23 protein-coding genes and 1 pseudogene are annotated in these 24,054 nt (G+C 75.8%); 11 read left to right on the top strand and 13 right to left on the bottom strand.

Annotated elements, in window-relative coordinates; all coding sequences use genetic code 11:
• Nucleotides 1–11 precede the first annotated feature (11 nt).
• The 3 genes from DCS98_RS12140 to DCS98_RS12130 form a co-directional block, all read right to left on the bottom strand.
• Nucleotides 12–920, bottom strand: a complete 909-nt coding sequence (locus tag DCS98_RS12140) for an NAD-dependent epimerase/dehydratase family protein (RefSeq protein ID WP_116451639.1) — start codon at nucleotides 918–920, stop codon at nucleotides 12–14.
• A 15-nt stretch (nucleotides 921–935) separates the two neighbouring features.
• A complete protein-coding gene (gene arfA, locus DCS98_RS12135; RefSeq protein WP_116451638.1) occupies nucleotides 936–2,441 on the bottom strand; it encodes an arabinosylfuranosidase ArfA in 1,506 nt (501 codons plus the stop codon).
• A 101-nt stretch (nucleotides 2,442–2,542) separates the two neighbouring features.
• Nucleotides 2,543–4,984 (bottom strand): HAD-IC family P-type ATPase, encoded by a 2,442-nt coding sequence (locus tag DCS98_RS12130; protein WP_116451637.1) that lies wholly within the window; start codon nucleotides 4,982–4,984, stop codon nucleotides 2,543–2,545.
• Nucleotides 4,985–5,194: 210 nt separating this feature from the next.
• Between DCS98_RS12130 and DCS98_RS12125 the strand changes: the two genes are divergently transcribed.
• Together DCS98_RS12125 and DCS98_RS12120 are read left to right on the top strand one after the other, a co-directional pair.
• On the top strand, nucleotides 5,195–7,612 hold the full coding sequence (locus DCS98_RS12125; protein WP_116451636.1) for a phosphatase PAP2 family protein: 2,418 nt from the start codon (nucleotides 5,195–5,197) through the stop codon (nucleotides 7,610–7,612).
• Nucleotides 7,609–8,253 (top strand): phosphatase PAP2 family protein, encoded by a 645-nt coding sequence (locus DCS98_RS12120; protein ID WP_206340230.1) that lies wholly within the window; start codon nucleotides 7,609–7,611, stop codon nucleotides 8,251–8,253. Before DCS98_RS12125 ends, DCS98_RS12120 begins: the two co-directional genes overlap by 4 nt.
• Before the next feature lie 116 nt (nucleotides 8,254–8,369).
• Here DCS98_RS12120 and DCS98_RS23910 read toward each other — a convergent pair whose 3' ends face one another.
• Both DCS98_RS23910 and DCS98_RS12110 read right to left on the bottom strand, forming a co-directional pair.
• Complete coding sequence (locus tag DCS98_RS23910) at nucleotides 8,370–9,359, bottom strand: universal stress protein (RefSeq protein WP_164704531.1); 990 nt, start codon at nucleotides 9,357–9,359, stop codon at nucleotides 8,370–8,372.
• A gap of 164 nt (nucleotides 9,360–9,523) precedes the next feature.
• The gene (locus tag DCS98_RS12110) at nucleotides 9,524–10,189 is read right to left on the bottom strand and encodes a hypothetical protein (protein WP_206340229.1); all 666 of its coding nucleotides are present in this window, start codon (nucleotides 10,187–10,189) and stop codon (nucleotides 9,524–9,526) included.
• Between the two features lie 200 nt (nucleotides 10,190–10,389).
• Here DCS98_RS12110 and DCS98_RS12105 point away from each other — a divergent pair, with 200 nt between their 5' ends.
• Genes DCS98_RS12105 through DCS98_RS12090 form a run of 5 tightly spaced genes read left to right on the top strand, consistent with a single transcriptional unit; the run spans nucleotide 10,390 to nucleotide 13,969 of the window.
• Nucleotides 10,390–11,085: a CBS domain-containing protein gene (locus DCS98_RS12105; protein ID WP_164704530.1), complete on the top strand. Its 696-nt coding sequence runs from the start codon at nucleotides 10,390–10,392 to the stop codon at nucleotides 11,083–11,085.
• Entirely contained in the window at nucleotides 11,082–11,222 is a 141-nt protein-coding gene (locus tag DCS98_RS23325) for a hypothetical protein (protein WP_206340228.1), read from the top strand. The genes DCS98_RS12105 and DCS98_RS23325 overlap by 4 nt, the downstream gene beginning before the upstream one ends.
• Complete coding sequence (locus DCS98_RS12100) at nucleotides 11,219–11,758, top strand: flavodoxin domain-containing protein (RefSeq protein ID WP_206340227.1); 540 nt, start codon at nucleotides 11,219–11,221, stop codon at nucleotides 11,756–11,758. The genes DCS98_RS23325 and DCS98_RS12100 overlap by 4 nt, the downstream gene beginning before the upstream one ends.
• On the top strand, nucleotides 11,755–12,180 hold the full coding sequence (locus tag DCS98_RS12095; RefSeq protein WP_164704529.1) for a pyridoxamine 5'-phosphate oxidase family protein: 426 nt from the start codon (nucleotides 11,755–11,757) through the stop codon (nucleotides 12,178–12,180). Before DCS98_RS12100 ends, DCS98_RS12095 begins: the two co-directional genes overlap by 4 nt.
• 55 nt (nucleotides 12,181–12,235) lie before the next feature.
• Nucleotides 12,236–13,969, top strand: coding sequence for a sensor histidine kinase (locus DCS98_RS12090; protein ID WP_206340226.1), 1,734 nt, complete (start codon nucleotides 12,236–12,238; stop codon nucleotides 13,967–13,969).
• A gap of 6 nt (nucleotides 13,970–13,975) precedes the next feature.
• On the opposite strand, the gene DCS98_RS12085 is transcribed toward DCS98_RS12090, so the two are convergent.
• Complete coding sequence (locus tag DCS98_RS12085) at nucleotides 13,976–14,650, bottom strand: response regulator (RefSeq protein ID WP_116451631.1); 675 nt, start codon at nucleotides 14,648–14,650, stop codon at nucleotides 13,976–13,978.
• 295 nt (nucleotides 14,651–14,945) lie between these two features.
• Here DCS98_RS12085 and DCS98_RS12080 point away from each other — a divergent pair, with 295 nt between their 5' ends.
• Nucleotides 14,946–15,164: a PLDc N-terminal domain-containing protein gene (locus tag DCS98_RS12080; protein ID WP_116451630.1), complete on the top strand. Its 219-nt coding sequence runs from the start codon at nucleotides 14,946–14,948 to the stop codon at nucleotides 15,162–15,164.
• Between the two features lie 28 nt (nucleotides 15,165–15,192).
• The gene (locus DCS98_RS12075; protein WP_116451629.1) at nucleotides 15,193–15,882 is read left to right on the top strand and encodes a monooxygenase; all 690 of its coding nucleotides are present in this window, start codon (nucleotides 15,193–15,195) and stop codon (nucleotides 15,880–15,882) included.
• Between the two features lie 5 nt (nucleotides 15,883–15,887).
• On the opposite strand, the gene DCS98_RS12070 is transcribed toward DCS98_RS12075, so the two are convergent.
• Complete coding sequence (locus DCS98_RS12070; RefSeq protein WP_116451628.1) at nucleotides 15,888–16,391, bottom strand: hypothetical protein; 504 nt, start codon at nucleotides 16,389–16,391, stop codon at nucleotides 15,888–15,890.
• 57 nt (nucleotides 16,392–16,448) lie between these two features.
• The gene (locus tag DCS98_RS12065) at nucleotides 16,449–17,117 is read right to left on the bottom strand and encodes a hypothetical protein (RefSeq protein ID WP_206340225.1); all 669 of its coding nucleotides are present in this window, start codon (nucleotides 17,115–17,117) and stop codon (nucleotides 16,449–16,451) included.
• A 172-nt stretch (nucleotides 17,118–17,289) separates the two neighbouring features.
• On the opposite strand from DCS98_RS12065, the gene DCS98_RS12060 reads away from it, so the two are divergent.
• Nucleotides 17,290–18,087 (top strand): DUF6544 family protein, encoded by a 798-nt coding sequence (locus DCS98_RS12060; protein WP_116451627.1) that lies wholly within the window; start codon nucleotides 17,290–17,292, stop codon nucleotides 18,085–18,087.
• Here the strand turns inward: DCS98_RS12060 and DCS98_RS12055 are convergent.
• The 4 genes and pseudogenes from DCS98_RS12055 to DCS98_RS12040 form a co-directional block, all read right to left on the bottom strand.
• A pseudogene (locus DCS98_RS12055) lies at nucleotides 18,080–18,975 on the bottom strand (MsnO8 family LLM class oxidoreductase). The gene DCS98_RS12060 and the pseudogene DCS98_RS12055 overlap by 8 nt on opposite strands.
• 112 nt (nucleotides 18,976–19,087) lie before the next feature.
• The gene (locus DCS98_RS12050) at nucleotides 19,088–19,903 is read right to left on the bottom strand and encodes a TSUP family transporter (protein ID WP_206340224.1); all 816 of its coding nucleotides are present in this window, start codon (nucleotides 19,901–19,903) and stop codon (nucleotides 19,088–19,090) included.
• Between the two features lie 222 nt (nucleotides 19,904–20,125).
• Nucleotides 20,126–20,485 carry an MmyB family transcriptional regulator gene (locus DCS98_RS23015; protein WP_164704528.1) on the bottom strand — a complete coding sequence of 120 codons (360 nt, stop codon included), beginning with the start codon at nucleotides 20,483–20,485 and terminating at the stop codon, nucleotides 20,126–20,128.
• A gap of 9 nt (nucleotides 20,486–20,494) precedes the next feature.
• Nucleotides 20,495–21,145, bottom strand: a complete 651-nt coding sequence (locus DCS98_RS12040; protein WP_116451626.1) for a maleylpyruvate isomerase family mycothiol-dependent enzyme — start codon at nucleotides 21,143–21,145, stop codon at nucleotides 20,495–20,497.
• A gap of 76 nt (nucleotides 21,146–21,221) precedes the next feature.
• Here DCS98_RS12040 and DCS98_RS12035 point away from each other — a divergent pair, with 76 nt between their 5' ends.
• Nucleotides 21,222–21,653 carry a MarR family winged helix-turn-helix transcriptional regulator gene (locus DCS98_RS12035; protein ID WP_116451625.1) on the top strand — a complete coding sequence of 144 codons (432 nt, stop codon included), beginning with the start codon at nucleotides 21,222–21,224 and terminating at the stop codon, nucleotides 21,651–21,653.
• 4 nt (nucleotides 21,654–21,657) lie between these two features.
• Here the strand turns inward: DCS98_RS12035 and DCS98_RS12030 are convergent, their stop codons facing one another.
• On the bottom strand, nucleotides 21,658–23,784 hold the full coding sequence (locus DCS98_RS12030; protein WP_116451624.1) for a DEAD/DEAH box helicase: 2,127 nt from the start codon (nucleotides 23,782–23,784) through the stop codon (nucleotides 21,658–21,660).
• Nucleotides 23,785–24,054: the final 270 nt, after the last annotated feature.

Here is a 24,054-nt window from a genome sequence, read left to right as displayed (position 1 = left end):
CGCCCGCCGCGTCACCCGCTGGTCGTCAGGCCCTCCCGCAGTTCGTCCAGGGCCTGGGCCAGCCCCACCCGCGGCGCCCAGCCCCACGCCCGTGCGCGGTCGGTGCGCAGCCGCCCCGTCCAGACCGGCTCGTCGGTCCACTCGGGCTCGACGCCCAGCGCCCCGGTGACGGTGCCGAGGTAGTCGCGCCAGGTCGCGTGCTCGCCGGAGACCAGCACCGCGGTGGTCCGCCCGGGGACGGGTCCCCGCTCCGGGTCGTCCGCGGTGGCGACGGCACCGGTGGCCAGGTCGGCGATCAGCGCGGCCAGGTCGGTGACGTGCACCCACGACCAGCTCTTCGCCGGGTTCGCCGCACGCTCGCCGTCGCGGATCTCCCGCGGCCGCAGCGTGTTCCAGACCGACGTCTCGCCCGCGCCGACGATCGCCGGCGGGCGGACGAGCACGGTCGTGAGCCCCTCGACCCGCGCCAGCTCGGCGTCCGCGGCGTTCTTCGTGTCGGGGTAGTCGCCGCTGCCGTCGGGCAGCAGGGCGCCGTCCTCCGCCAGGTCCCCGACACCGGCCGACCGGTCGTAGACCCCCGCCGTGGACACGTGGACGAGCAGGCCCACGCCGGCGTCCCGGGCAGCCCGCGCGAACGTCGTCGTCCCCTCCACCCCGACCCGCCTCTGGACGTCCCGGGAGGAGCCCATCGGGTGGACGGTCGTGACCGCCGCGTCGGCGCCCCGGGTCACCGGGCCGGCGAACGCCTCGTCGGCGAAGTCACCGACGTGCTCGGAGACCCCGGGCAGCGCGGGAGCGGTGCCGGCACGCCGGACGACGGCGCGCACGCTCGCCAAGCGGTCGGCGAGCGCGCGGCAGACCGCGGCGCCCACCAGCCCGTTGGCACCGGTGACGACGACGACGGGAGGTGAGGTGGCCATGCGGTCAGCCTGCCATCAGCCGGTGGGCGCGAGCCGGACGGCGTTCCACGACACCGGCGGCAGGACGACCCGCAGCCGCTCCCCGTCGCACACGGCATCCGGGTGCCCGCGGGGACGCACGCGCTCGGGCGCTTCCGCCGTGTTGGCGGCCAGCCGGTCCTCGTCGGCCAGCACGGTCGCCTCGGCGAGGCGAACGCCGGGGAACGCCCGCAGGTCCAGGGCCAGCTCGACCGCCTCGGTCTGGCTGCGGTTGACGCAGAGCACCGCCAGCTCGCCGGTGTCCTCGTCATGGGTGGCGACGGCGTCCACGACCGGGACCTCGCCGTACTTCTCGGTGCCGTACGTCGGGCTGTCGACCACCACCTGGAGCACCTGCCCCCTGGCGAGCCGCGCCGCCTGGGCGAAGGGGTGGAAGATCGTCTGCCGCCACGCCGGGCCGCCGGGCTCCGCGCGGATCGAGGAGATGGTGTTCACCAGCTGCGCCTGGCAGGCGGCGGTCACCCGGTCGCTGTGCCGCAGCAGCGTGATGAGCATCGAGCCGACGACGACGGCGTCGGTCACCGTGTAGGCGTCCTCGCTGATGCGCGGGGCGAAGGTCCACTCCTCCGGCACCTGCTGGGACAGCCGGCTCACGTACCAGACGTTCCACTCGTCGAACGAGACGTCGATGCGCTTGCTCCTCCCGAGCTTCGCCCGCACGTGGTCCGCAGTCGCGACGACGTCGCGGATCTGCGCGTCCATGTCCACCGCGGAGGCGAGGAAGCTCGCCGTGTCGCCGGTGTCCTCGTAGTAGGCGTGCGCGGAGATCGCGTCGACGGAGTCGTAGGCCCGCTCCAGCACCTCCGCCTCCCACGCGCCGAACGTCGGCATGTGCCGGTAGGAGCTCCCGCACGCGACCAGCTGGAGGCCCGCGTCGAACTGGCGCATGGCGCTGGCCGTCTCCGCGGCGATCCGCCCGTACTCGGCGGCCGGCTTGTGACCGAGCTGCCAGGGCCCGTCCATCTCGTTGCCCAGGCACCACGTGCCGATGCCGTACGGCTGCTCGGCCCCGTGGCGGCGGCGAAGGTCCGACAGCGCCGTGCCGCCGGGGTGGTTGCAGTACTCGAGCAGGTCGATGGCCTCCTGCAGCCCCCGGGTGCCGAGGTTGACCGCCATCATCGGTTCGACGCCGGCCTTGCGGGACCACCGCACGAACTCGTCGAGCCCGAAGGTGTTGGGTTCCAGGCTCCGCCACGCCGGGTCCAGCCGCCGGGGCCGCCCGGACACCGGGCCCACCCCGTCCTCCCAGCGGTAGCCGGAGACGAAGTTCCCGCCCGGGTAGCGCACGACGCTCACCCCGAGCTCGCGGACCAGCTCCAGAACGTCCTGCCGGAAGCCGTCCTCGTCGGCGGTGGGGTGCTCCGGCTCGTGGATTCCGGTGTAGACGCACCGCCCCATGTGCTCCACGAACGACCCGAAGGTCCGCCGGTTCACCGGGGCCACGGTGAACGCCGGGTCGATCGAGATGCCGGCTCGCAGCACAGGTCCTCCGGGGTCGGGCGGGCCGGCGGCAGTCGCCGTCCGGCTGGTCCCGGTGATCTTCCCGTGCGACGTCCTCCGACGCCCGGCCGAACCCCAGGGGGTCAGCCGCCGGCGTGGCGACGCCCGGCCACGGCGGACGTGAGCCGCTCGGCCAGCTCGACCAGCAGCGCCCCGGCGACCCCGAACGGCACCGCGATCAGCAGGACGTCGGGTGTCACCTCCAGCAGGACGACACCGGTGCCGATCGCGGGCACCAGCAGCACCAGGACGACGATCCCCACCATGCTGCCGATGAGGGCGAGCTTCCAGGGCGAGAGCGGCCGGGCGAGGATCACCAGCGTCCAGAGCGCCACGACGAGCACCACGACGGTCGCCGTCGTCCGCGCCCCGGCGACGCCGGCCGCCGGGTCCAGCACCCGGGTGGCCGCGTAGCTGCCGTAGGCGGCGACGCCGGTGATCACGCCGGCGGGCAGGGAGAACCGCAGGACGCGCGCGAGGAACCCCCGGACGTAGCGGCGGCGGTTGGGGCCCAGGGCGAGGACGAAGCCCGGCACCCCGATGGTGACGAACGAGATGAGCGTGAGCTGGATCGGCTCGAGCGGGTAGGCGCTGAGCGTGACCACGGTGATCAGCGCCAGGACCACCGAGTAGACGTTCTTGACGAGGAAGAGGTTGGCCGCGCGCTCGATGTTCGCGATGACCCGGCGGCCCTCGGCCACGGCGGCCGGCAGGTGGGCGAACCGGCCGTCGAGGAGGACGAGCTGGGCCACCGCCCGGGTGGCCGGGGAGCCGTTGCCCATCGCCACCCCGATGTCGGCGTCCTTGAGCGCCAGCGCGTCGTTGACGCCGTCGCCGGTCATGGCCACCACGTGCCCGCGCCGCTGGAGCGCGGTGACCATGGCCCGCTTCTGGTGCGGCGTCACCCGGCCGAAGACGCTGTGCGCCTCCACCGCGTCCGCGAGCGCGTCCGGGTCGTCCCCGAGGGTCCGCGCGTCCACCGCGTCCGCCGCCCCGGAGACGCCCGGGACGCCCACGCCCGCCGCGATCACGCCGACCGTCCGCGGGTTGTCCCCGGAGATCACCTTCAGCGCCACCTGCTGCTCGGTGAAGTAGCCGAGGACCTCGGCGGCGTCCTCCCGGATGCGCTCGGCCAGCAGGACCAGGGCGACGGGGTCGAGGCCGCCCGGGAGGGCCACGTCCCCGTCGAGGGCAGGTGGGACCTGCGCCGAGCGGGCGAGGAGCAGGACCCGTCGGCCCTCGGCGGCCAGCGCGTCGGACCGGGCCCGCGCCGCCACGGCCGCCTCGGCCCCCGGGCGGGGCAGCACCATCTCGGGGGCGCCCAGCACCCAGGTGGTCCCCTGGCCGGTGCGGACGGCGGACCACTTGCGGGCCGACGAGAAGGGCACGGTGGCGACCGGCGCTCCGCCGGGTGCGGGGAAGGCGGCCGCGAGGGCGGCCGCGGTGGCGTTCGCCTCGTCGCCCGCGGCGAGCTGCCCCAGGGCCGCGGCCACCTCGTCGTCCACGACGTGGTCCGCGAGCGCGACGATCCGGTCGAACCGGACGTCGCCGTACGTGAGGGTGCCCGTCTTGTCGAGGCACACGACGTCCACGCGGGCCAGCCCCTCGACGGCGGGCAGCTCCTGGACCAGCACCTGGCGGCGGGCCAGGGTCAGCGTCGCGACCATGAACGCCAGGGTGGTGAGCAGCACGAGCCCCTCCGGGATCATGCCGACCAGCGCGGCCACGGTCCCGGTCACCGCGTCCCGCCAGCTCTCGTTCTCGTCCGTGCGGAACTGGCTCCACAGCACCGCGGGGCCGACCACGAGCAGGACGACCGCGATCCAGCGCAGCAGCCGGTTGGTGCCGGCGACCAGCTCGGAGAAGGTCACGGTGAACCGCCGGGCCTCGGTCGCCAGCCGGGTGGCGTACGACTCCTCGCCGACCGCGACGGCCTGGACCCCGGCCGACCCCGCCACGACGATCGAGCCCGACCACACCTCGTCGCCGGGCTCCTTGGCGACGGCGTCGGCCTCCCCGGTGAGCAGCGACTCGTCGACCGCCAGCCCGGCGGAGGTCAGCACCACCCCGTCGGCCGGCACCTGGTCGCCCGCCCGGAGCTCCAGCAGGTCGTCGAGCACCACGTCGGCGACGGGCACCTCGCGTCCGGCCCCGTCCCGGACGACGCGGGCGCGCGGCGCGTTGAGGACGGCGAGCCGGTCGAGGGTCCGCTTGGCGCGCACCTCCTGGACGATCCCCATCGCCGCGTTGACGACGACGACACCGCCGAACAGCGCGTTCTGCCAACGGCCGGCCGTGAGTGCGACCACCCACAGTGCGGCGAGCAGGCCGTTGAAGAAGGTGAGGACGTTGGCACGGACGATCTCGAGCAGCGTCCGGCTGGTGCGGACCGACGTGGCGTTGGTCTGTCCCGCGGCGACCCGCTCTGCGACGGCGGCGCTGCCCAGGCCGCCGGCAGGGGTGCGCGGCCGCGCGACCAGGCCGGCCCCGGGTCCGCTGTCACGGGCGCCCTCGGTCGCCGTCACCGCGAACCGCGAGCCGGCCAGAGGCCTCGTCGGTGCCTGCCGGACGCCACCACGACCACTCCCCCGGGTCCGGGAACCTCGACGCCGCCCCGCGCTCGGCGCACGTCCTTCTACCAGCGAGCCGGGCGGGCGCGTAAGGCCTCTCGCGCCGGGCGTCGGTGGGGTCGGAAGACCCTGCCCGCGCGCCGACCGGGCCGGTGGACTGGTCGGGTGACCACGCGCGCGGTGACCGCCCCGGTCACCCCGCGCCCGGAGTCGCGGCCGAACCGCGGCGCGCGGGTGCAGCGGCACCCCGCCGACCTGGTGCGGGTGGTGCTCGGGCTGGCGATCTTCGGGGTCGGCTTCCTCATCGCCCAGCGCGGCCGGCTGCCCGTCACGGAGCGCGACCTGTTCCGGATCGTGAACGACCTGCCCGAGATCGTCTTCCCGGCCGTGTGGGCGGTCATGCAGCTCGGCAACGTCCTCGCCGTCCCGGTCGTCGCGGGCATCGCGGCCCTGACGAAGCGCTTCCGCATGGCGCGGGACATGCTGGTCTCCGGCGTGCTGGCCTACCTCGCGGCCGACCTGGTGAAGAGCATCGTGGGGCGGGAGCGGCCGGCCGGCCTGATCGACGCGAACCTGCTGGACGGCAACGTCACCGGGATCGGGTTCATCTCCGGGCACGCGGCGGTCGCCGCCGCCCTGGCCACCGCGGCGGTGCCCTACCTCTCCCGACGGGGTCGGCGGATGGCGTGGACGCTGGCCTGGACCGTGGCGATCGCCCGCGTCTACGTGGGCGCCCACCTGCCGTTGGACGTCGTGGGCGGGGCCGCGGTGGGCTGGGCGATCGGCAGCCTCGTGCACTTCGTCTTCGGCGTGCCGCGCTGGGAGCCGGCGACGGCGGCGGTCGCGGAGATGCTCGGCCGGTTCGGCCTGCGCGTCCGCGACCTCCGGCCCGCCGACGTCGTGGCCCGCAGTTCGCATCCGTTCGAGGCGGTCGACGAGGACGGCCGGCGGCTCTACGTCAAGGTGCTCGACCCCGACCGGTTCGAGCGGGACTGGCTGTACCGCCTCTACCGCCTCGTCGCCGTCCGCGACATCAAGGATGCCGATGCCGTCGCTCCGCTGGGCCGGCAGGCGGAGCACGAGGCCGTGGCGGCCATGACGGCCCGCGAACGCGGGGTCCGCGTGCCACCCGTGGTGCTCGCCCGCGGCACCGACCGTGGCGCCGTCGTCGTGCAGCAGCTCGTACCCGGGAGAGCGCTCGACGAGCTGCCCGTGGAGGCCGTCACCCCCGCGCTGCTGGCGCGGGTGTGGGAGCAGGTCGCCCGTCTGCGGGCGACGCGCGTGGCGCACCACGACCTCGTGGCGTCCAGCGTGCTGATCGACGCCGCCGGCGACCCGTGGATCGTCGACTTCGGCAACGCCCTGACCGGCGCAGGCGACCAGTCGCTGGACGGCGACGTGGCCGAGCTGATGGCCTCGCTGTCGATGTGGCTGGACCCGGCGGTCGTGGTCGGCTCCGCCATCGACGTGCTGGGCCGGGACGTCGTGGGGTCGGCGCTGCCCGGTCTGGCGCCGCTCACCCTCTCGGCGGCCACCCGAGCCGGGGAGCGCGCGCGGCCGGGAAGGCTCAGCGCCGTGCGCCGCGAGGTCCGTCGCCGCCTGGAGCTGCCCGACCCCTGGCGTCCGCAGTTCGCGCCCGCCGGCGTCGCGGCCCGCACCGCCGTCGGGGCCGGCGTGCTGCTGGTCCTCGTCGGCGTCCCCCTGCTGGGCGGAGCCGCGGACGTCCTCGAGTCGGTCGAGGTCGGCGGCTGGCGGTGGCTGGGGGGCGCCGCGTTGCTGGTCGTCGGGGCGCGCGCCGCCACGGCTGCGGCGGCGTTGCTGACCGTCGAACGCCGGATCGCCCTGGGTCGGACGTTCGGGGCGGGCATGGTGGCGGAGGGCGCGACCCTGATGCGGGGCCGGACCGGCTGGCGCCTGGCGGCCGCGCGCTTCCTGGAGCGGGCCGGGGTCCTCCCCGACGCGGCCCGTCGCGCCACCGACCGCTTCGTCGCCGGCTCCATCGCCGCCGCCTTCGTCGTCGGCGTCGGCACGTTCCTGCTGGCGCTCGTCGAGGGCAGCCTCGGCGGCTGGCGCACACCCGAGTCCCTGGTGCCGGCCGCGGTCCTCGGTCTGGTCGCCTGGGCCCTCGTGCTCCTGGGGCAGTGGTTGGCGGCGCGCCGGTCGGCGGACGCCGCCGCAGCGGTCCGGAAGCCGCAGCGGCACGTGACGCTGACCCTCCGCCAGGCCCTGGCACTGCGTGCCCCGACGGGGTGGCCCTGGTGGCCGCACCTGGGGTGGGCGGCCCTCGGGGTGGCCCTGGAGGCGGCGGCTCTGGCGGCTGCGGTGCACGCCGCGGGCGGAGCGGTGCCGCTGCTCGCCACCGCTGCGGTCTACGGCGCGCTGCACCTGCTCTGGTCGGTGGTCCCGGCGACCGGTCTCCCCGGGGCCGCGGACGTGGGGCTGCTGCTGGCCCTGACGTCGCTCGGCGCCCCCCTGGCCAGTGCCTGCGCCGGGGTGCTGGCCTTCCGGCTGCTGGTGTTCTGGATCCCGGCGGGTCTGGGGTCGCTGCTGGCAGCGCGCTTCGAGCACCGATTCGTCACGTGACCGCACCCCGGGCGGCGGGCGTGACCAGGCGCTACGGGCGGCGCCGGGTGGACGCCGCGACCGCTGCGGTGGCGGCCGGGCTGACGGCCGCCTGCGCGGTCGCGGCCGCGCCGGGCACCGTCGGCGACCTGGAGCGGCACCTGTTCGAGGCGGTCAACGGGCTGCCGGACGCGCTCCGGTGGCCGCTGTGGGTGTTCCAGACCCTCGGCGTGCTCGGAGCGCCCCTGGCGGTCGCCGTCGTCGCACTGGTCCTGCGGGAGTGGCGGCTGGCCTTCGCGCTCGCCCTGCTCGTCCCGCTCAAGCTGGCCGTCGAGCGGGAGCTGCTCAAGGAGCTGGTGCAGCGGGAGCGACCGGGGACGACGATCGCGGGCGCGGTCCTCCGGGACGTGCCGTCCGCGGGGTCGTCCTTTCCCTCGGGGCACGCGGTCGTCGCCTTCGGCATCGTCGCCCTCCTGGCCCCCTACCTGCGCCGCCGCTGGCTGGTGGTCGTGGTGGCGCTGGCCGTCCTCAACTCGGTGGCCCGCGTCTACCTCGGTGGCCACGCCCCGCTCGACGTCCTCGGGGGCGCGGCCGCCGGTGTGGCGGTGGGAGCCCTCCTGAACCTGCTGGTCGGCGTACCGCGGGCGGACGCATCCGGCTGACCTCCGCAGGAGCGCCGCCGTCGATGCGGTCGACGGGCGGCACGGGGTTGTCGAGGTCCTCCTTCGCGACCGGCGGGCTGCCCCTCTCGGAGCCGGCTGCCGGGCACCGACCCCGGTCAGGCCAGCGCGGCGGGCTCGGCCGCGGTCGGAGCAGCCGTCTCGGACGATCCTCCGGGTCGCACGACCATCACCGGGCACGGCGCGTGGACCACGCAGTGCAGCGCGACGGAGCCGAGCACCATCCCGGGCAGCGTGCTCCGGCTGCGGCTGCCCACGACGAGCAGCTGCGCGCCCTGGGCGGCTCGCACCAGGGCCTCCGCGGCCGGACCGGCGGTCACCGTCACATCGACCGCGTCGCGGTCCGCCCCGAGGACCTCGCCGACGACGGCCTCGGCGCGGTCGAGCGCCTGGGCGCGGGTCTGCCCCGGTGGCGGCGTCATCACCGCGTACAGGTCGCTCCAGTAGGTGGGCTCCTCGTACGCCAGGACAGCCTCCGCGCGTGCACCGACGCGTCGTGCCTCGGTGACCGCCGAGACCAGCGCGGCCCTCCCGTGCGCGGAGTCGTCCAGTCCCACCACCACCCGGGGGGCGGCGCCGGGGGCGTCCTCCGGGGAGGGGCGCACCACGACCACCGGGCAGTCGGCGTGGGCCGCGCAGTGCAGGGCGACAGAGCCGAGGACCGTGCTCCGGACCCCGCCCCGACCCCGGCTGCCCACCACGAGGAGATCGGCCGTGGCCGAGTGCTGCACCAGGTTCGGCGCTGCCGGGCCCGCGAGCGCGACGACGTGGACCGCCACCTCCGTCGTCGCGGGAACCCCGGGGTCCCGGCGCACCTCGTCGACCAGGACCCGCGCACGGGCCTCGGTGTCCTCGCGGATGGCGTCGATCCGTCGCGGGTCGACGAAGTACGGGTCCAGCCAGTAGACCTCGATCGGGAACGAGCTCAGCACGAGCAGCTCGGCGCCGCTCCCGGCGGCCGCCCGCAGCGCCCACGCCAGGGCGAGGCGCGCACCAGGCGAGCCGTCCACCCCGACGACGATCCGCTGCCCGGTGCCCGGCCCACCCTCCCCAGGTGTGACGGTCGGGACGTCGGTCGGCTCGTTCACGATGGCTCCCGGGGATCGGTCTCGGCGGGTCACCGGACCGCTGTCCGGCCTCCCCACCGTCCCGGGGCCGGCCGGTGCGGGATGCGGGCCGACGGCCCGGTCGCCCGGGACGTAGGTCCTCCCGCGCGACAGCGACGAGGTCCACCCGGCCGGCCCGCGCCCCGTCACGGCCGCCCGGCACGCGCCGCGATGCCCCGCAGCATGCGCCGTTCCATGACGAACCCGACCGGCTCGACGAGGCGCCACAGCAGCCGCTGCTCGTGCGGCCGGCTCAGCCGCTGGCGGACGAGCAGCCGTGTGCGGCGGCCGTCGTCGACCGGCCGCAGGACCCACTGCCAGGTCGCCACGGGCCCGGCTCCCCCGGTGGCCGCCCCGACCGGTGGTGCGCTGACCAGGACCAGCGCCGTCGGAGGGCGGACGTCCTGCACGCGGAAGGCCGGCCCCTCCCCCGGGGCGAGCCGGACGACGTCGCCGATCGCGACGTGCTGGTGCTCGGGCAGCACCCGGTCGGCGCTGTGGATGTCGCAGCGGAACAGGTTCTCCAGCCCGTCATAGCTGTAGAACCCGCCCCGGCCCTGCCCGATCTGCGCCACCCACGGCCACACGGCGGCGACCGGCGCGTCGACGGTGAGCCCGCGCGTGCAGCTGAGGTCCGGAGCGGGGACCAGCCCGTCCCCCGGCAGCGAGGTGGCGAGCTCGTCCTCGGTCACGCCCCATCGGTTGTACCGCGTGCGCATCAGGGGGGACGCCACGAGGGCACCGAGGACGAGGAGCCCGCCCCCGACCACGTCGGTGACCGCACGGGACGCCGCGCCGGCCCAGGCCCTCACGAGCCGGACTCGCTCATGGCCTGCTCCTCGGATCGCCGCGACCGCTCGCTCCCACGGTGACCGCCCGGCACCGTCGGATCAGCGGGCCGAGGGCCCGGGCGCCCGGGGACGGAGGTCCCGCCCCTGGGCGCCCGCCGACCCTGGGGCCACCGGGCCGGCCCGCCTAGCGTCGGGGTATCTCGAGACGCGAGGGAGCGCCCGTGCAGGCCAGAGACGTCATGACGCGCGAGGTGGTCACGGTCGGACCGGACACCTCGGCCAAGTACGCGGCCGAGCTGATGGCCGGGCGCGGGTTCGCCGCGCTGCCCGTGGTGGACGGCGATCACCAGCTGGTGGGGGTCGTCGCCGAGGCGGACGTGCTCGCCGACCGCCTGCCGCCCGACCCGCGGCTGCACCTGCGCCGGGACGACGCCCGGGCGGACGACCCGCCGCCGCTGCTCGTGCGCGGCGTGATGACCCAGGGCGTCCGCGGGGTCGACCCGACCGCGGACGTGTCGGACATCGCCCGCCTGTTCGTGGACGAGCGGCTGCGCAGCGTTCCCGTGCTGGAACGCGGCCGGGTCGTCGGCATCGTGAGCCGGCGCGACCTCCTGCGGGCACTGGTCCGTCCGGACGCCGAGCTGCGCGACGACGTCCTCCACCTCGTCGAGGGCTACACGGGCGAGGTGAGCTGCTGGGACGTCCACGTCACGGAGGGGGTCGCCACTGTCCGCCGGACGCGCGGCGCTCCGGAGGTCTCGGCCGAGGTGGAGGACCAGGCGCTCCGGACGCTGGGCCGCACCGTCGCCGGTGTCATCGCGGTGCGGATCGTCCACGACGGCGCACCCGGTGCCCGGACTCCCGACGTCGATGCACCGGCCGGGGACCGCGTCGCCGGGCAGGGAGGACCACGATGACCCGCAGTCCCGACCGTCCGGTGGTGGCCGGCGTCGGTCACCGGGGGCGGTTCGCGCTCGGCTGGACGAGGCATGCGGTCCTGCACCGCGCGACCGCGCCCGTCGCGGTCGTCCCGCTCCGGTGGGCGACGCGGTGACCGGTCGGCAGCCCCAGGTGCTGGTGGTGGTGGCCAGCCGGCACGGTGCGACGGCCGAGATCGGTGTGGAGGTGGCCCGTGCCATCGCGGACTGCGGCGCCGGCCGGGCCGGCGGCCTGATCGCAGTGGCGCTCCCGGCCGAGCAGCGACCGGATCCGACAGCCTTCGACGCCGTGGTCCTGGGCAGCGCCGTGTACGCGGGGCGCTGGCTCGAGCCCGCCCGCGAGTACGCCGCGCAGCGCGCCGCCGCCCTGCGCGCTCGCCCCACCTGGTTGTTCTCGAGCGGACCCATCGGCGAACCGCCGTTCCCGCCCGACGAGCCGCACGACGTCGCGCCGCTGGCGCAGCTGACAGGCGCGCGGGGGCACGCCGTGTTCCCGGGTCGTCTGGACAAGGCCCGGCTCAGCTTCGGCGAGCGGGCGATGGCCACCGCCATGCGCGCGCCGGTCGGCGACTTCCGCGACTGGGTGGCGGTGCGTGCCTGGGCCGAGGAGGTCGCCGGCGCCCTCACCGCCGGGCACGTGGAGCAAGCGTGAGCACCGACGACGAGGACCGCCTCCTGCAGCAGCTCGGCGAGCCCGAGTGCCACCGCCTGCTGCGCACCGCCCGCATCGGCCGCCTCGCTTTCACCGAGGGCGCCTTGCCCGACGTCGTCCCGGTCGCCTTCACGGTCGACGGCGATGCCCTCGTGATCCCGGCCCGCGGGAACAGCCGGGTGGTCGGTGCCGTGCGCGGTTCGGTCGTGGCGCTGGCCGTGGACTCCTACGACGTGGACACGGGGACCGGGTGGGGGGTCACCGCCGTCGGCCCGTCCCGGGTGCTCGCCGGGTCGGGCGGCGCCGCAGCCGGGACCTGCTCGATCGTCGTCCGGATCGGTCTGCTCCGGGGGTGGCGGCTGAGCCTGCCCGTCGTCCGCCTCGGCGGGAGGAACGGGCTGCCGGCGGGCTGCGACCGGTAGGTCTACCCATCGCGACCCCTCGGTGACAGGCTCGCTGCCGAGGAGGTGGATGTGCATGACCTCGCCGGGTGGACGGCGGCCGGACAGGGCGGAGATGACGCCGGCAGGCACCGGAGCGCTCTCCGGGATGCGGCTGGCCGAGCTGCTGGACGAGGTCCAGGAACGCCTCTCGGTGGTGGCGCGCACGCAGGCCCGGGTGCAGAACCTGCTCGACGCGTTCCTGAGCGTGTCCACCGGGCTGGACCTCGACACGACGCTCCACCGAATCGTCGCGGCCGCCACCGACCTCGTGGACGCCCGGTACGGGGCCCTGGGCGTCCTCGCCCGTGGCGGCAGCGGGCTCGCGGCGTTCATCCACGTCGGCGTCGACGACGAGACGGCCCGACGGCTCGGGACGCTGCCCGAGGGGAAGGGGGTGCTCGGGCAGCTCATCACCGAGCCTCGCCCGCTGCGGATCCCCGACGTGGGCCGGCACCCCTCGTCGGTCGGCTTCCCGCCGGGACATCCGGAGATGCACAGCTTCCTCGGGGTGCCCGTGCTGGTGCGCGGCGAGGTGTTCGGCAACCTGTACATGACCGAGAAGCGCTCCGGGGAGTTCACCGCGGAGGACGAGGCGGTGCTCACGGCGCTGGCCGGCGCCGCCGGGATCGCGATCGACAACGCGCGCCTCTACGAGGAGGGCGAGGTCCGCCGCCGATGGCTGTCCGCCGTCTCCGAGGTCCGGGCGGCCCTGCTCGAGGCGACGTCCCAGGAGGACGCGCTGCGGCTGATCGCGGAACAGGTGGCCGCGCTGACCGGGGCCGATGCGACCCTGCTGGCGCTCGGTCCCGATCCTGCCGACGGCGACTACACCGTGATCGCCCACCTCGGCGCGGACCTGCACGACCTGACCGGATCGCGGCTGACGGCCTCCGGCAGCCCCGTGCTGGGGGTGCTGGAGGCCGCGGACGGCGTCGTGAGCGTCGACCTGAGCGGGCTCCCCTACGAGGGGGCTGACGACCACATCGCCTGGGGGCCCTGCCTCGGCATCCCGTTGCGCATGTCGCACACCGACGACGCGGTGCTGGTCGTGGCCCGGCACGCGGGCGCGGAGCCCTTCGACGACGCCGTCGCCCCGCTGGTCACGGCGTTCGCCGACCAGGCCTCCGCCGCGCTGGACCACGCCGCGCGCCAGCGGCTGGCGAGGCAGCTCGACGTGTACGCGGACCGCGACCGCATCGCCCGCGACCTGCACGACCTGGTCATCCAACGGGTCTTCGCGGCCGGCCTGGCGCTGCAGTCGGTGCTGCCCCGGGTCGCGGACGCCGAGGTCCGCCGCCGCGTGGAGGGCGTCGTCGGCCAGCTGGACGACACGGTCCGCGACATCCGGACGACGATCTTCGACCTGCACACGACGGGCGCGGCCGAGCACGCCGGCAGCCTCCGCCGCCGGGTGCTCGACATCGTCACCGAGGCCGCCGCGGGCGTCCTGGCGCCTACTGTCCGGATGTCCGGGGCGGTCGACAGCCTGATCTCCGGCGAGCTCGCCGAGGACGTGGCGGCCGTCGTCCGGGAGGCGGTCAGCAACGCGGCGCGGCACTCGGGGGCCCGCCATGTGACGGTCACCCTGGACGCGGCCGACGACGTGGTGGTCGAGGTGCTCGACGACGGGTGCGGGATCGACGAGCGCGCGGCCCGCAGCGGCCTGCGCAACCTCGAGCAGCGCGCACGCAGGCACGGTGGCGGAGCGAGCGTGGAGCCGGTCACCGACGGCGGCACCCGCCTGCGCTGGTACGCGCCCCTGCGCTGAGCGCCGTCAGGCCCGCCGCTGGGTCGCGGCCGACCCGCGCAGCTCGGTGGCCAGGACGGCCGCCTGGGTCCGCCGCTCCAGCCCCAGCTTGGCCAGCAGGTGGGACACGTAGTTCTTCACCGTCTTCTCGGCCAGGAACATCCGCTCGCCGATCTGGCGGTTGGTCAGCCCCTCGCCGATCAGCTCGAGCACCGTCCGCTCCTGCTCGCTCAGCGTGGCCAGGGGCCCGGCCGGCTCGGCAGCCCGGCGCATGCGCTCGAGCACTGCGGTCGTCGCGGTCGGGTCGAGCAGCGAGCCCCCGGAGGCGACGGTGCGCACGGCCGCCACCAGGTCCTGGCCCAGGATCTGCTTGAGCAGGTAGCCCGAAGCGCCGGCCATGATCGCCTCGAAGAGCGCCTCGTCGTCGCTGTAGCTGGTCAGCATGATGACCTTCAGGTCCGGCAGGCGGGAGCGCAGCTCGCGGCAGACGCTGACGCCGTCCCCGTCGGGCAGCCGGACGTCGAGCACCGCCACCTGGGGCCGGAGCGCGGGCACGCGCGCCAGTGCCTCGGCAGCGTTCCTGGCCTCGCCGATCACCGTGATGCCCGGGTCGGTCCCCAGGACGTCGGCCACGCCCCGGCGCACGACCTCGTGGTCGTCGAGGAGGAAGACGGAGATGCCGTTCTGCTGTTCCGCGTCCACAGGGTTCCGTCCAGCGGGTCGTGGCCGCGCCGGGGTGCGCGACGGTGCTGCAGAGCCCTGGGAGGGCCCCGCGACGCCAGGCTAGGCAGTCCTGCCGGCCCCCGGTGCAGGGACGAAGGTCACGAACCGGAGGGCCTCCCGTCCCCGGGCGGTGGCGTCGCCCGACCTACCTCCCGGTGACCTCCTCCCCGGTTCTCGACACCGCCGCCTCCACCAGGGTGGTCGGTGTCCGGGCCCTGACGACCGGCGGTTCCGGCAGGTCCGACGGTGCACGCGACCGATCCGAGGAGGAACCGTGGCCCGACGCCGATGGCGTGAGCTGAGCTCCCGGGAGCAGACCGCGGTGCTGACGCTCGCCTCGATCCAGCTCTCCCTGGCCGCGACGGCGTGGGCAGACCTGGCGACGCGGCCGGCCGCCGGGGTGAACGGGAGCAAGGTCCGGTGGGCCTTCGTCATCGCGATCAACGTCGTCGGTCCGCTGGCGTACTTCCGCTGGGGCCGGCGCAGGCCGTGAGCCCACCCGGGCAGAGAGCGTCACCGGCGTGATCGTGACCGTGCACCTGTGGGGTGTGCCGGCGCACGCCCTCCCCTGCGCGGTGTGGCACATGGCGGCCGACCGGGCACCGCTGCGGCGCACACCCGGTCTCCGCTTCGCCAAGCTCCTCGGCACCGGCCGGGGCCGGACGTTCACGCCGCTCGACGCCGACCCGACGCGCTGGGGTCTGCTCGCCGTCTGGGACGACGACGTCGCCGCGACGGCGTTCGCCGGCAGCCGCCTCGCCGGGCGCTGGGGACGCATGGCGCACGAGGAGTGGACGGCGCGGCTGCGCCCGCTGTCCGCGCGCGGCCGGTGGTCGCGGAAGGAGCCGTTCGGTGATCCCCGGCACGGCCCCTGGGAGGGTCCGGTCGCGGCGGTGACCCGCGCCCGGCTCGCGCCCCGGCGCGCGGTGCGCTTCTGGCGGGCGGTGCACCCGGTCGCGGCCGACCTGCACGGCGCGCCGGGCCTGCGCCTGGCGCTGGGCATCGGGGAGGCGCCGATCGGGCTCCAGGGCACCCTCAGCGTCTGGAATTCGTCCTCGGAGCTGAACGCCTTCGCCTACGAGCGGCCGGCGCACGCCGCGGTCGTCGCGCGCACCGTTCGCGAGGGGTGGTACGCGGAGGAGCTCTTCGCCCGCTTCGGGGTGCTCTCGGCGAGGGGCACGGTGGACGGCGTGGACCCTCTGCGCTGCTGATCGCGTCAGCCCAGCAGCTTCTCCAGGGCCGTGGCCGACAGCAGACGCGCCCACCAGGGACGCCGGATGGGCGGGCCGGCCGGCGCGGGGTGGGTCCGCCGCCAGGCGCGCTCGGCGGGACGGACGGCCATCACCCCGCCCCTCATGCTGACCCAGCCGCCCGGGCCCATGGTCACGAGCGCCTTGGCCGACCCCGGTCGCCCGGCCAGCTGCCGGGCGATCAGCACGCCGCCCACGACGAGCTCCGCGGTGGTGAGCAACCGCGTCACGTCGACCGCCGGGTGCCACCGCACGCGGCCGTTGCGCACCACGAAGGCGCCCAGCGGCCGGTTGCCGGCCAGCCGGGCGTCGAAGCCCTGCTCCCCGGCCGCTGCGCCGTCGCTGCGGGAGGCGGTGTGGGCCCGCACCGCGGTCGCGGTGATGACCGTCGCCCCGTCCCGCTCGTAGGGCGCCGCGAAGGCGAGCGCCTCGCCGCGGCCGACGTGGGTGCCGGGCTGGGCGTGGTTCATGCGGGCCTCCAGATCTCGATGCGTCGACAGGGGCGTTCCCAGGCCGAGGGTCGTGGTTCAGCGGTCGCGCGGGGAGAGCAGACGCCCCATCCCGGCGGCCGTCACGACGGCCATCGCGGCGGCCATGAGCAGGCCGCCGAGGACGCCGATGAGCGCGACGGTGACAGCCTCCTGCCCCGGCTGCCAGAGAGGAGTGGTGACGGCGGTGAAGACGCCGAGCCCGGCGAGCCAGGCGGCCGCCGTCCAGCCGATCCACCGTCCGGCGGCCGGCACGTGCCGTCGGAGCACGGTCCACTGCGCGAACCCGATCGAGCTCAGCAGCACGACCGCCACCGGCACGGCGAGGACCACGAGGAGCGAAGCCGGCAGGTCGGCTGCGCCTGCGGCCCACGTGCTCGGGCCCAGTCCGACGGCCCAGGCGACGACGGCGGCCAGCGCCGTCCGGACGATCCAGTCGCGGCGGGAGAGCTCCGGCACGACCTGGGCGAGCACGGAGCTCTGGGCCCAGCCGAGGACGGCTCCCTCTGCCGCGCCGGCCAGCAGGAGGACGGCCAGGCGCGGAACGGCAGCCAGGTCGTCCGCCCCGGACAGGACCACGAGGACGGGGAACAGGAAACCGACGGTCTCCCCCAGCGTCGTGCGGGCCACCCACGATCGCCACCGGGCGCGGTCCCAGGGCCGGATCGGGCCGGATCGGGCGTCCGGTGCCGTCGGTGCGAGGCGCATGGTGGCAGCGTGCTGGCGGCGGTGCGGCCGGCGTCAGGGACCGAGGTCCTCCGCCGGGCGCCCGACGGTCCTGACCTGCGCAGGGCGTAGGGGCGCTGCCTTCCCACCGTCGTGCCCCTAGTGTCGCCGTCGGGCCGCTCGACCGGTTCCCCGCCCACCTGCGAGGTCACGCATGCGAACCCGTCCGCCACGTGCCTTCACCAGGGCGCTGGCCGCGGCCGGCCTGCCGTCGGGCGTCCCGTCGACGGAGCCGGTCACCGAGGCCGAGGTCGCTCGGCTGCCGCCGGTCGCCGGCCGGTACGTGCGGGCGATGGGTGTGGTCGGCCGGCCCCGGACGGCGTCCTTCCGGGCGCACGTGACCGGCCGCTTCCGGCGTCGTCCGGACCAGCCGTGGATGCCGCTGGACGCGTGGCAGTACAACTCCGCCGTCGAGGTGGCGCGCCTGTTCCGCATGCGCCTGGTCGTCGGCCGGGCGGTGCCGATGTGGGGCTGGGACACCTACCGCGACGGCCGCGGCCGCATGCTCGGCAAGGCCCTCGGGCTGGTGACCGTCGCCGACGGGTCCGGGCCGGAGTTCGACATCGGCGAGCTGACCACCTGGCTCGACGACGCGGTGCTCATCGCGCCCGGGATGCTGCTGGACCGGCGGATCAGCTGGGACTCCCTCGGCGACGACAGCTTCCGGGTCGCGGTCACCGACAGCGGGCGCACGGTGAGCGCGGAGGTGTTCCTCGACGACGACGGCCGGCCCCGCGACGTCCGCAGCCGCGACCGGTGGGCCGACCTGCCGGGCGGCCCGGTCCGGGCGCTGTGGAGCACGCCGGTCGAGGGCTGGACCGTGGTCGACGGCCGACCGCGGATGACCGGCGGCGCGGCCGTCTGGCACCTCCCCGACGGCGAGTTCCGCTACGCCGAGATGCGGCTGGTCGACCTCGCGCTGGACGTCGCCCCTGGCGCGGGGGTCAGCTGAGGAGCGCCGCGAGCTCGCCGTCGGACGCCGCCAGGGCGGCGCGGTCGTAGGTGGCGCCGCTCGCGAGCAGCTCGTCGGCGCCCGTGCGCCCGGCCAGCTCCTCGAGCCGGCGGCGGACGGTGGCCGGGCTGCCGGCGGTGACCGCGTCGAGGCCCCGCTCCACCCGGTCGGCGTCCTGGGCGTCCCAGCGCCGGCCGCGGATGTCGGCCACCGGCTCCAGCGCGTCGAAGACACCGGTGCGCCGCGAGCGGACCATCGCCCACACCTCCGGCAGCGCCAGCTCCCGCGCCTCGGCGTCGGTGTCGGCGACCAGCACGTCGAGCGAGACGGTGACGTGGGGCCTGCTGCCCGCGTGCGGGCGGAAGCCGCGGCGGTAGGCGGCCAGCAGCTCGCCGAGGTCGGGCTGCGCGAGCACGGGTCCGCCCAGCACCACGGGCAGGCCGAGCCGGGCGGCGACGTCGACGCCCCGACCGGTGGCGAGCACGAAGAGCGGGAGTGGCGCCGCGGCGGCCGGACGGGCCGTGACCGGCGCGGTGCGCTCGAGGTAGCCGCGGAGCTCGCCGATGTCGTCGGCGAAGGTGTCGGGCTCGTCGCCGGAGCGGCGCAGCGCACGCCGCACGGGTGCGGTGAACCCGAGAGACCGGCCGAACCCGAGATCGACCCGGCCCGGGTACAGCCCGTCCAGCATCAGGAACTGCTCCGCGACGACCAGCGGCTGGTGGTGGGGCAGCATCACCCGCCCGACCCGAGCCGGATCCGCGCCGTCCGCGCACCGACGGCCGCGAGCAGCACTGCGGGTGCACCCGAGGCGATCCCCGGCACGGCGTGGTGCTCTGCCACCCAGAACCGGGAGTAGCCGAGCCGCTCGGCTGCCACCGCGCGCTCCACGGTGTGCGTCAGGGCGGCCGCCTCGGGGTGGCCGGCGCGGGTCCGGGAGCGGTCGAGCAGCGAGAGCCTCACGACCGGGCCAACCGGGCGCGGCCCCGCCGGCTTCCAGGTGTCAGCGGAGGGCGGGCCGCACGTTCTCCGTCCACACGTCCCAGCCCAGCCGGGCCACCAGCGCCGTGACGACGACGAGGAAGGTGACGCGGATGAAGCGGCTCCCCCGCGCCGTCGCCGTCCGGGCTCCGAGGTAGCCGCCGACCATGTTGGCCGCCCCGAGCAGCAGGCCCAGCCCCCAGAACACCGCACCGTGGGGCACGAAGAACAGCAGCGCCCCGATGTTGGTGGCGCAGTTGACGATCTTCGCCTTGGCGCTGGCCTCGAGGAAGGCGTAGCCCAGCAGCGACACCATGGCGAAGACCAGGAAGGAGCCGGTGCCGGGCCCCAGGATGCCGTCGTAGAAGCCGATGGCGGCGCCGATCGCTGCGGCCACGCCGTGGTGCCGGCGGCCGCTGTGGCGCAGCGCCGTCACCTCCCCCAGCGACGGGCGCAGCAGGGTGAACGCCCCGATCCCGACCAGCGCGACGACGATCACGGGCTTGAAGACGCTCGCCGGCAGGAGCGCGGCGACCGACGCGCCGCAGAAGCTGCCGACCAGGGCGACCGCGGCCATCGGCAGCGCGGTGCGCAGGTCCGGGTGGACCCGCCGGTAGTAGGTGACCGCGCTGGTGCTCGTGCCGACCACGGAGCCGAGCTTGTTGGTGGCCAGCGCCTGCACGGGGCTGATGCCGGGGACGAGCAGCAGCGCCGGCAGCTGCACGAGACCGCCGCCGCCCACGACGGCGTCGATGAAGCCCGCCGCCAGGCCGGCGAGCAGCACGAGCACCAGCGTCGTCGTGGACAGGCCGGCGGGCAGGAGGTCGAGACCCAGCACGTTCCTGACCGACCCTCCGGACGTCGCCCTGCCGCCGACGGCCCGGCGCCCCGACACGCAACCACGGCGGCCGCGCGCTCCGCGCACGGGGTGCCGCAGACCCTGCCGCGACGCCGTCCGGGAGCGTCTCCACGCCGGCGGGCCGGTCCGCTGCGTGGGCGGCGACGTGCCGGTCGCCGTGCCGCTCGTGCCGCGCCACCCCCGCGGGCGAGCGACGCCGCCTCAGGACCGGTCGGCTCCCGTCGCGTCCGGTGCGGTCGCCGCCCAACTGGCCAGCAGCGCGAGCCCGTCCGCGGACGGCGACCCCGGTTCGGCGGTGTAGATCGTGAGGCGGAGGTCCGCCCGGTCCTCGGCGGGCAGCTCGAGGGTGCTGTAGCCGAGATCGAGGGCGCCGACGACGGGGGGGGCGGAACTGCTTGGCGCCGTTGTGGTGGATGCGCGGGTCCACCTCCGGGCGGGCGCGGGCCGCGGCCTCCGCCGCCGCGAGGAACGCGGCGGTCGGTGGGCCTGCGCTGGTGGGCGGCACGGGGCGACGCTGGCAGCCGTCCCCCCGTGCCGGCAAGCGGATATCGGCGGCGTCAACCGCTCCCGTCACCGCCCGGGTCCGGTCCCCGCCCCGGTCAGCCGGGCGGCCCCCGGGCCGGTCAGCTCCGGGAGCGCGGCTTCCTTCCGGCCGGTGAGCAGGAGCAGCAGCGCCCGAACCGGCCCGCGGACCTCGGCGCCCTCCCCCACCGCCCAGTCCACGTCCGTCGCGGACAGCCGCAGGCCTCGCAACCGGCGTCGTGCCCAGAACGGCCAGCCCATCCGCCACACGCGCTCGGCACCCTCTCGCCCGGCCTCGGGTGGCATGACGACGGTCCGGCCGAGCGGGACGGCGACGTCCTGGACGTGGACGAGGGTGTCGAAGAGCAGGTTGTCGAGGGTCGTGATCGCCGGCTTGCTCCGGCTCCAGGCCAGCGCCCGCAGCTCCGCGACGAGGTCGGCGCCCGGCCGATCGGCGTGGCGCACCGCGAGCTCCCGGTTGAGCGCGTCGAAGTCGCCCCGGACGCGGATCCCCATGCCGAGGAGGCGCACGATCCCGGGCGACTGCGGAGTCAGGGCGACGTGCGCGGCGACGTCGCGCACCCGCCACTCACGGCAGAGCGACGGCCGGTCCCGGTCGGCCTCGGCCGCGCCGTCCAGCAGGTCGGCGAGCTCGCGGCGCCCGGCGGCGACGACTGCCCACTTCTCGTCTCGGTCCACGGGTGCTCCCGAGGTGGTAAGAGAGTCTGACGGACTCGTCAGATTCTCTTACCGTTGCCTACCATCGTCAAACGTGATGGAGCCGCTGAACGTCGGCCTTCTGCTGTTCCTGCCGTACCGGGCGATGGAGGGCCGCGTCTTCGCCGCGCTGGCCGAGGCCGGCTTCGACGACGTCTCCCCCGCCCAGGCGCAGGTCTTCCAGCGGATCGCGCCCGAGGGCAGCCGGCTCACCGACCTCGCCGCGCAGGCCGGCATCACCAAGCAGAGCGCCGGCTTCCTGGTGGACCAGCTGGAACGGGCCGGGTACGTGGAACGCGTCGCCGACCCGGCGGACGGGCGGGCGCGCCTGGTCCGGATCGCCGAGCGGGGGGCCCGCAGCGTCGAGGTCTCCCGCCGTGTGGTCGCCGAGGTGGAGGCCGAGTGGACCGCCCACCTCGGGCGCGAGCGCATGGCGCTGCTACGGGACGTCCTCGCCGACCTGCGCGAGATCACCGACCCCTGGCGGTGAGGCGCTAGGACCGGTCCGCCAGCGCGTCGCTCAGCAGGGAGACCAGCGCCTCGAGCTGCACGTCGGCCGACGACTGCACCTCCTCGTCCGAGCCGTCCAGCGCCCGGGCGGCCAGCCCCGCCTTGCTGTCGATCAGCTCCGCGATCCGCGCGTCGATCGTCTGCGCGGCGATGATCCGCCACGCGGTGACCGGTTCGCTCTGGCCGATGCGGTGGCTGCGGTCGATCGCCTGCGTCTGCTCGGCGTCGGTCCACGACAGCTCGGCGAGCACGATGTTGGACGCCACCTGCAGGTTCAGGCCCACGCCCGCGGCGGTCAGCGAGCAGACCGCGATCGCGACGTCGGGGTCCTTGACGAAGGCGTCGATGTTGCGCTGCCGCGCCGTCGACGTCTGGTCGCCCCGGATCGAGGAGAACCGGATGCCCTGGCGGGTGAAGGACTCCTCGGCGGCGTCCATGACGTCGACGTGCTTGGCGAAGAACACGACCTTGCCGGCGCTGCGGGCCAGCTGGGCGGCGTAGTCGGCGGCGAGACCGGCCTTCGCCTGCCCGAGCCGGCGCATCATGCTGAAGACGTTCTCGCCGGCCTCGCCCGCGGTCGCGTCCTTGAGCTCGGCCCGGGCGATCCGGCGGACGAGCTCCAGGTCGATGCCGTCGGCGCCGTCGTCGGACGAGCGGGCGGCGATCGCCGTCTCGTAGCGGGCCACCATCCGGCGGGCCAGTTCCCGCTCGGCCGCCCGGATCGACCTGCCGGCCGCGCCCTCGAGCTCCACCGGCAGGTCGGCGACCCGGCGGGCAGGGATGTCGGCGGCCACGTCGACCTTGCGGCGCCGCACGATGCCGCGGTCGATGACCGCCCGCCGGGCAGCCGCGTAGAAGCCCGGGTCGGCCGGCGTCAGGCCGGTGTCCTCGAGCGCCTCCATGAGGTCGCCCAGCGGCTTGCTGTCGTCGATCCAGCCGAGGAACTGCCAGATGGTCAGGAAGTCCTCGATGTCGTTGATCAGCGGGGTCCCGGTGAGCGCCATGAGCAGGGGCCGCGTCGTGCGCGCCCGGATGCGCTCGGAGATCTCCAGGACGTGCTGCGACCGCTGCGAGGACTTGTTCTTGATGAAGTGCGCCTCGTCGACCACCATGCCGCGGAAACCGAAGTCGCCGAGCCAGCCGACGTGGCGGTCGAGCACCTCGTAGTTGACGACGACGATGTCGGCGAACCCGTCGATGGTGTCGCCGTTGCCGTGCACCACGGTGGCGGGGCGGTGCGGCGTCCAGATCCCCGCCTCCCGCGCCCAGTTGGTCTTGACGACGTTCGGGACGACGACGAGCAGGGGGTAGGCGTCGGCGGCCTCGGCCGCGAGCAGGGCCTGGGCCGTCTTGCCCAGTCCCGGTTCGTCGGCGAGCAGGAACGTGCGGTGGCCGTCGGCCGCGGCAGCGACCAGCTGCGCCTGGTGCGGCATCAGCTGGCGCCCACCGGCGGCACGCAGGGAGGTAGGCGCCGGCAGCGCCATGCACGCCGGCTCGCCGCTCCCGGCCCGCTCGAACGACCGGAGCAGCGGGCCGAGGAGCTCCCAGCCGGCCAGCCGGCGCGGCCGCACGGGCCGCTGCGGGGCCGCCGAGAAGTCGGGGGCGAGGAAGGGGTTGGCCAGCTGCCGGGCGACGACCGACTGCGGGACGACCCGGCGTTCCGGGACGGCGGGGACGTCGAGCGGCTCGGGCTCGGCGATCTCCTCCGGGGCGGGCTCGACGCCGACGTCGCGCAGCATCTCGCGCACCAGCGAGCGGGCCGCCTCGGTGACGACGGCGTCCTCGGCGAGCAGCCCGAGCAACCCCGAGTCGCGCACCGCGGTCTTGGCCAGGATGGTCGCGACGCCGTCGAGGCGCTTGAGCTGCTCGGCCCGGTGCGCGGCGCTGCTGGTCTCGTCGGCCCGCACCTGGGCGTGCTGCTCGCGCATCAGCAGTGCGATGGCCTGGAACTTCGTCCGGACCGAGGGCGTCACGCGGCCCCGCTGGACGGCGGCCTCGACCTCGCGCACCGCGCGGGCGAGCTCCGCGATCACGTCGCCGTCCCGGACGCGGCGCTGGTTGCGCGGGGCGCTGCGGCGAGCGCCGTTCCGGCGCTGGCCTGGTCGAGCCACGTACTCCTCCTCCGAGATGCCGGGCGCGGTGGCGTGCCCGGCTGCCGTGCGGTCCCGCGGACGGGGGTGCTGCCCCCGGCCCGGTGGTGCGGCGTGCCGAGGGATCGGCACCGCGGAACCCGGCGGACGACCACGGCGGGAGACCAGAGCCGGCAGTCGACGACTGTGGCGGCGACCGCAGAGAACAGGTCGTCGCACGACGAGCGGGGTCCACGTCGTGGCCGTACACCGCCATCGTACCGGCCACCGCACCCGCGGGCGGCCCGACGG

The organism is Blastococcus litoris, assembly GCF_003075095.1.
GTDB classification, from domain to species: domain Bacteria; phylum Actinomycetota; class Actinomycetes; order Mycobacteriales; family Geodermatophilaceae; genus Blastococcus_B; species Blastococcus_B litoris.
This window is presented reverse-complemented; position numbering and strand designations above follow the sequence as displayed.

Coding starts and splice junctions, on each gene's coding strand:
- DCS98_RS12060 (WP_116451627.1), top strand. CDS start 17,290: ATGCGAACCCGTCCGCCACGTGCCTTCACCAGGGCGCTGGCCGCGGCC.
- DCS98_RS12035 (WP_116451625.1), top strand. CDS start 21,222: ATGGAGCCGCTGAACGTCGGCCTTCTGCTGTTCCTGCCGTACCGGGCG.
- DCS98_RS12140 (WP_116451639.1), bottom strand. CDS start 920: ATGGCCACCTCACCTCCCGTCGTCGTCGTCACCGGTGCCAACGGGCTG.
- DCS98_RS12090 (WP_206340226.1), top strand. CDS start 12,236: ATGACCTCGCCGGGTGGACGGCGGCCGGACAGGGCGGAGATGACGCCG.
- DCS98_RS23325 (WP_206340228.1), top strand. CDS start 11,082: ATGACCCGCAGTCCCGACCGTCCGGTGGTGGCCGGCGTCGGTCACCGG.
- DCS98_RS12065 (WP_206340225.1), bottom strand. CDS start 17,117: ATGCGCCTCGCACCGACGGCACCGGACGCCCGATCCGGCCCGATCCGG.
- DCS98_RS12070 (WP_116451628.1), bottom strand. CDS start 16,391: ATGAACCACGCCCAGCCCGGCACCCACGTCGGCCGCGGCGAGGCGCTC.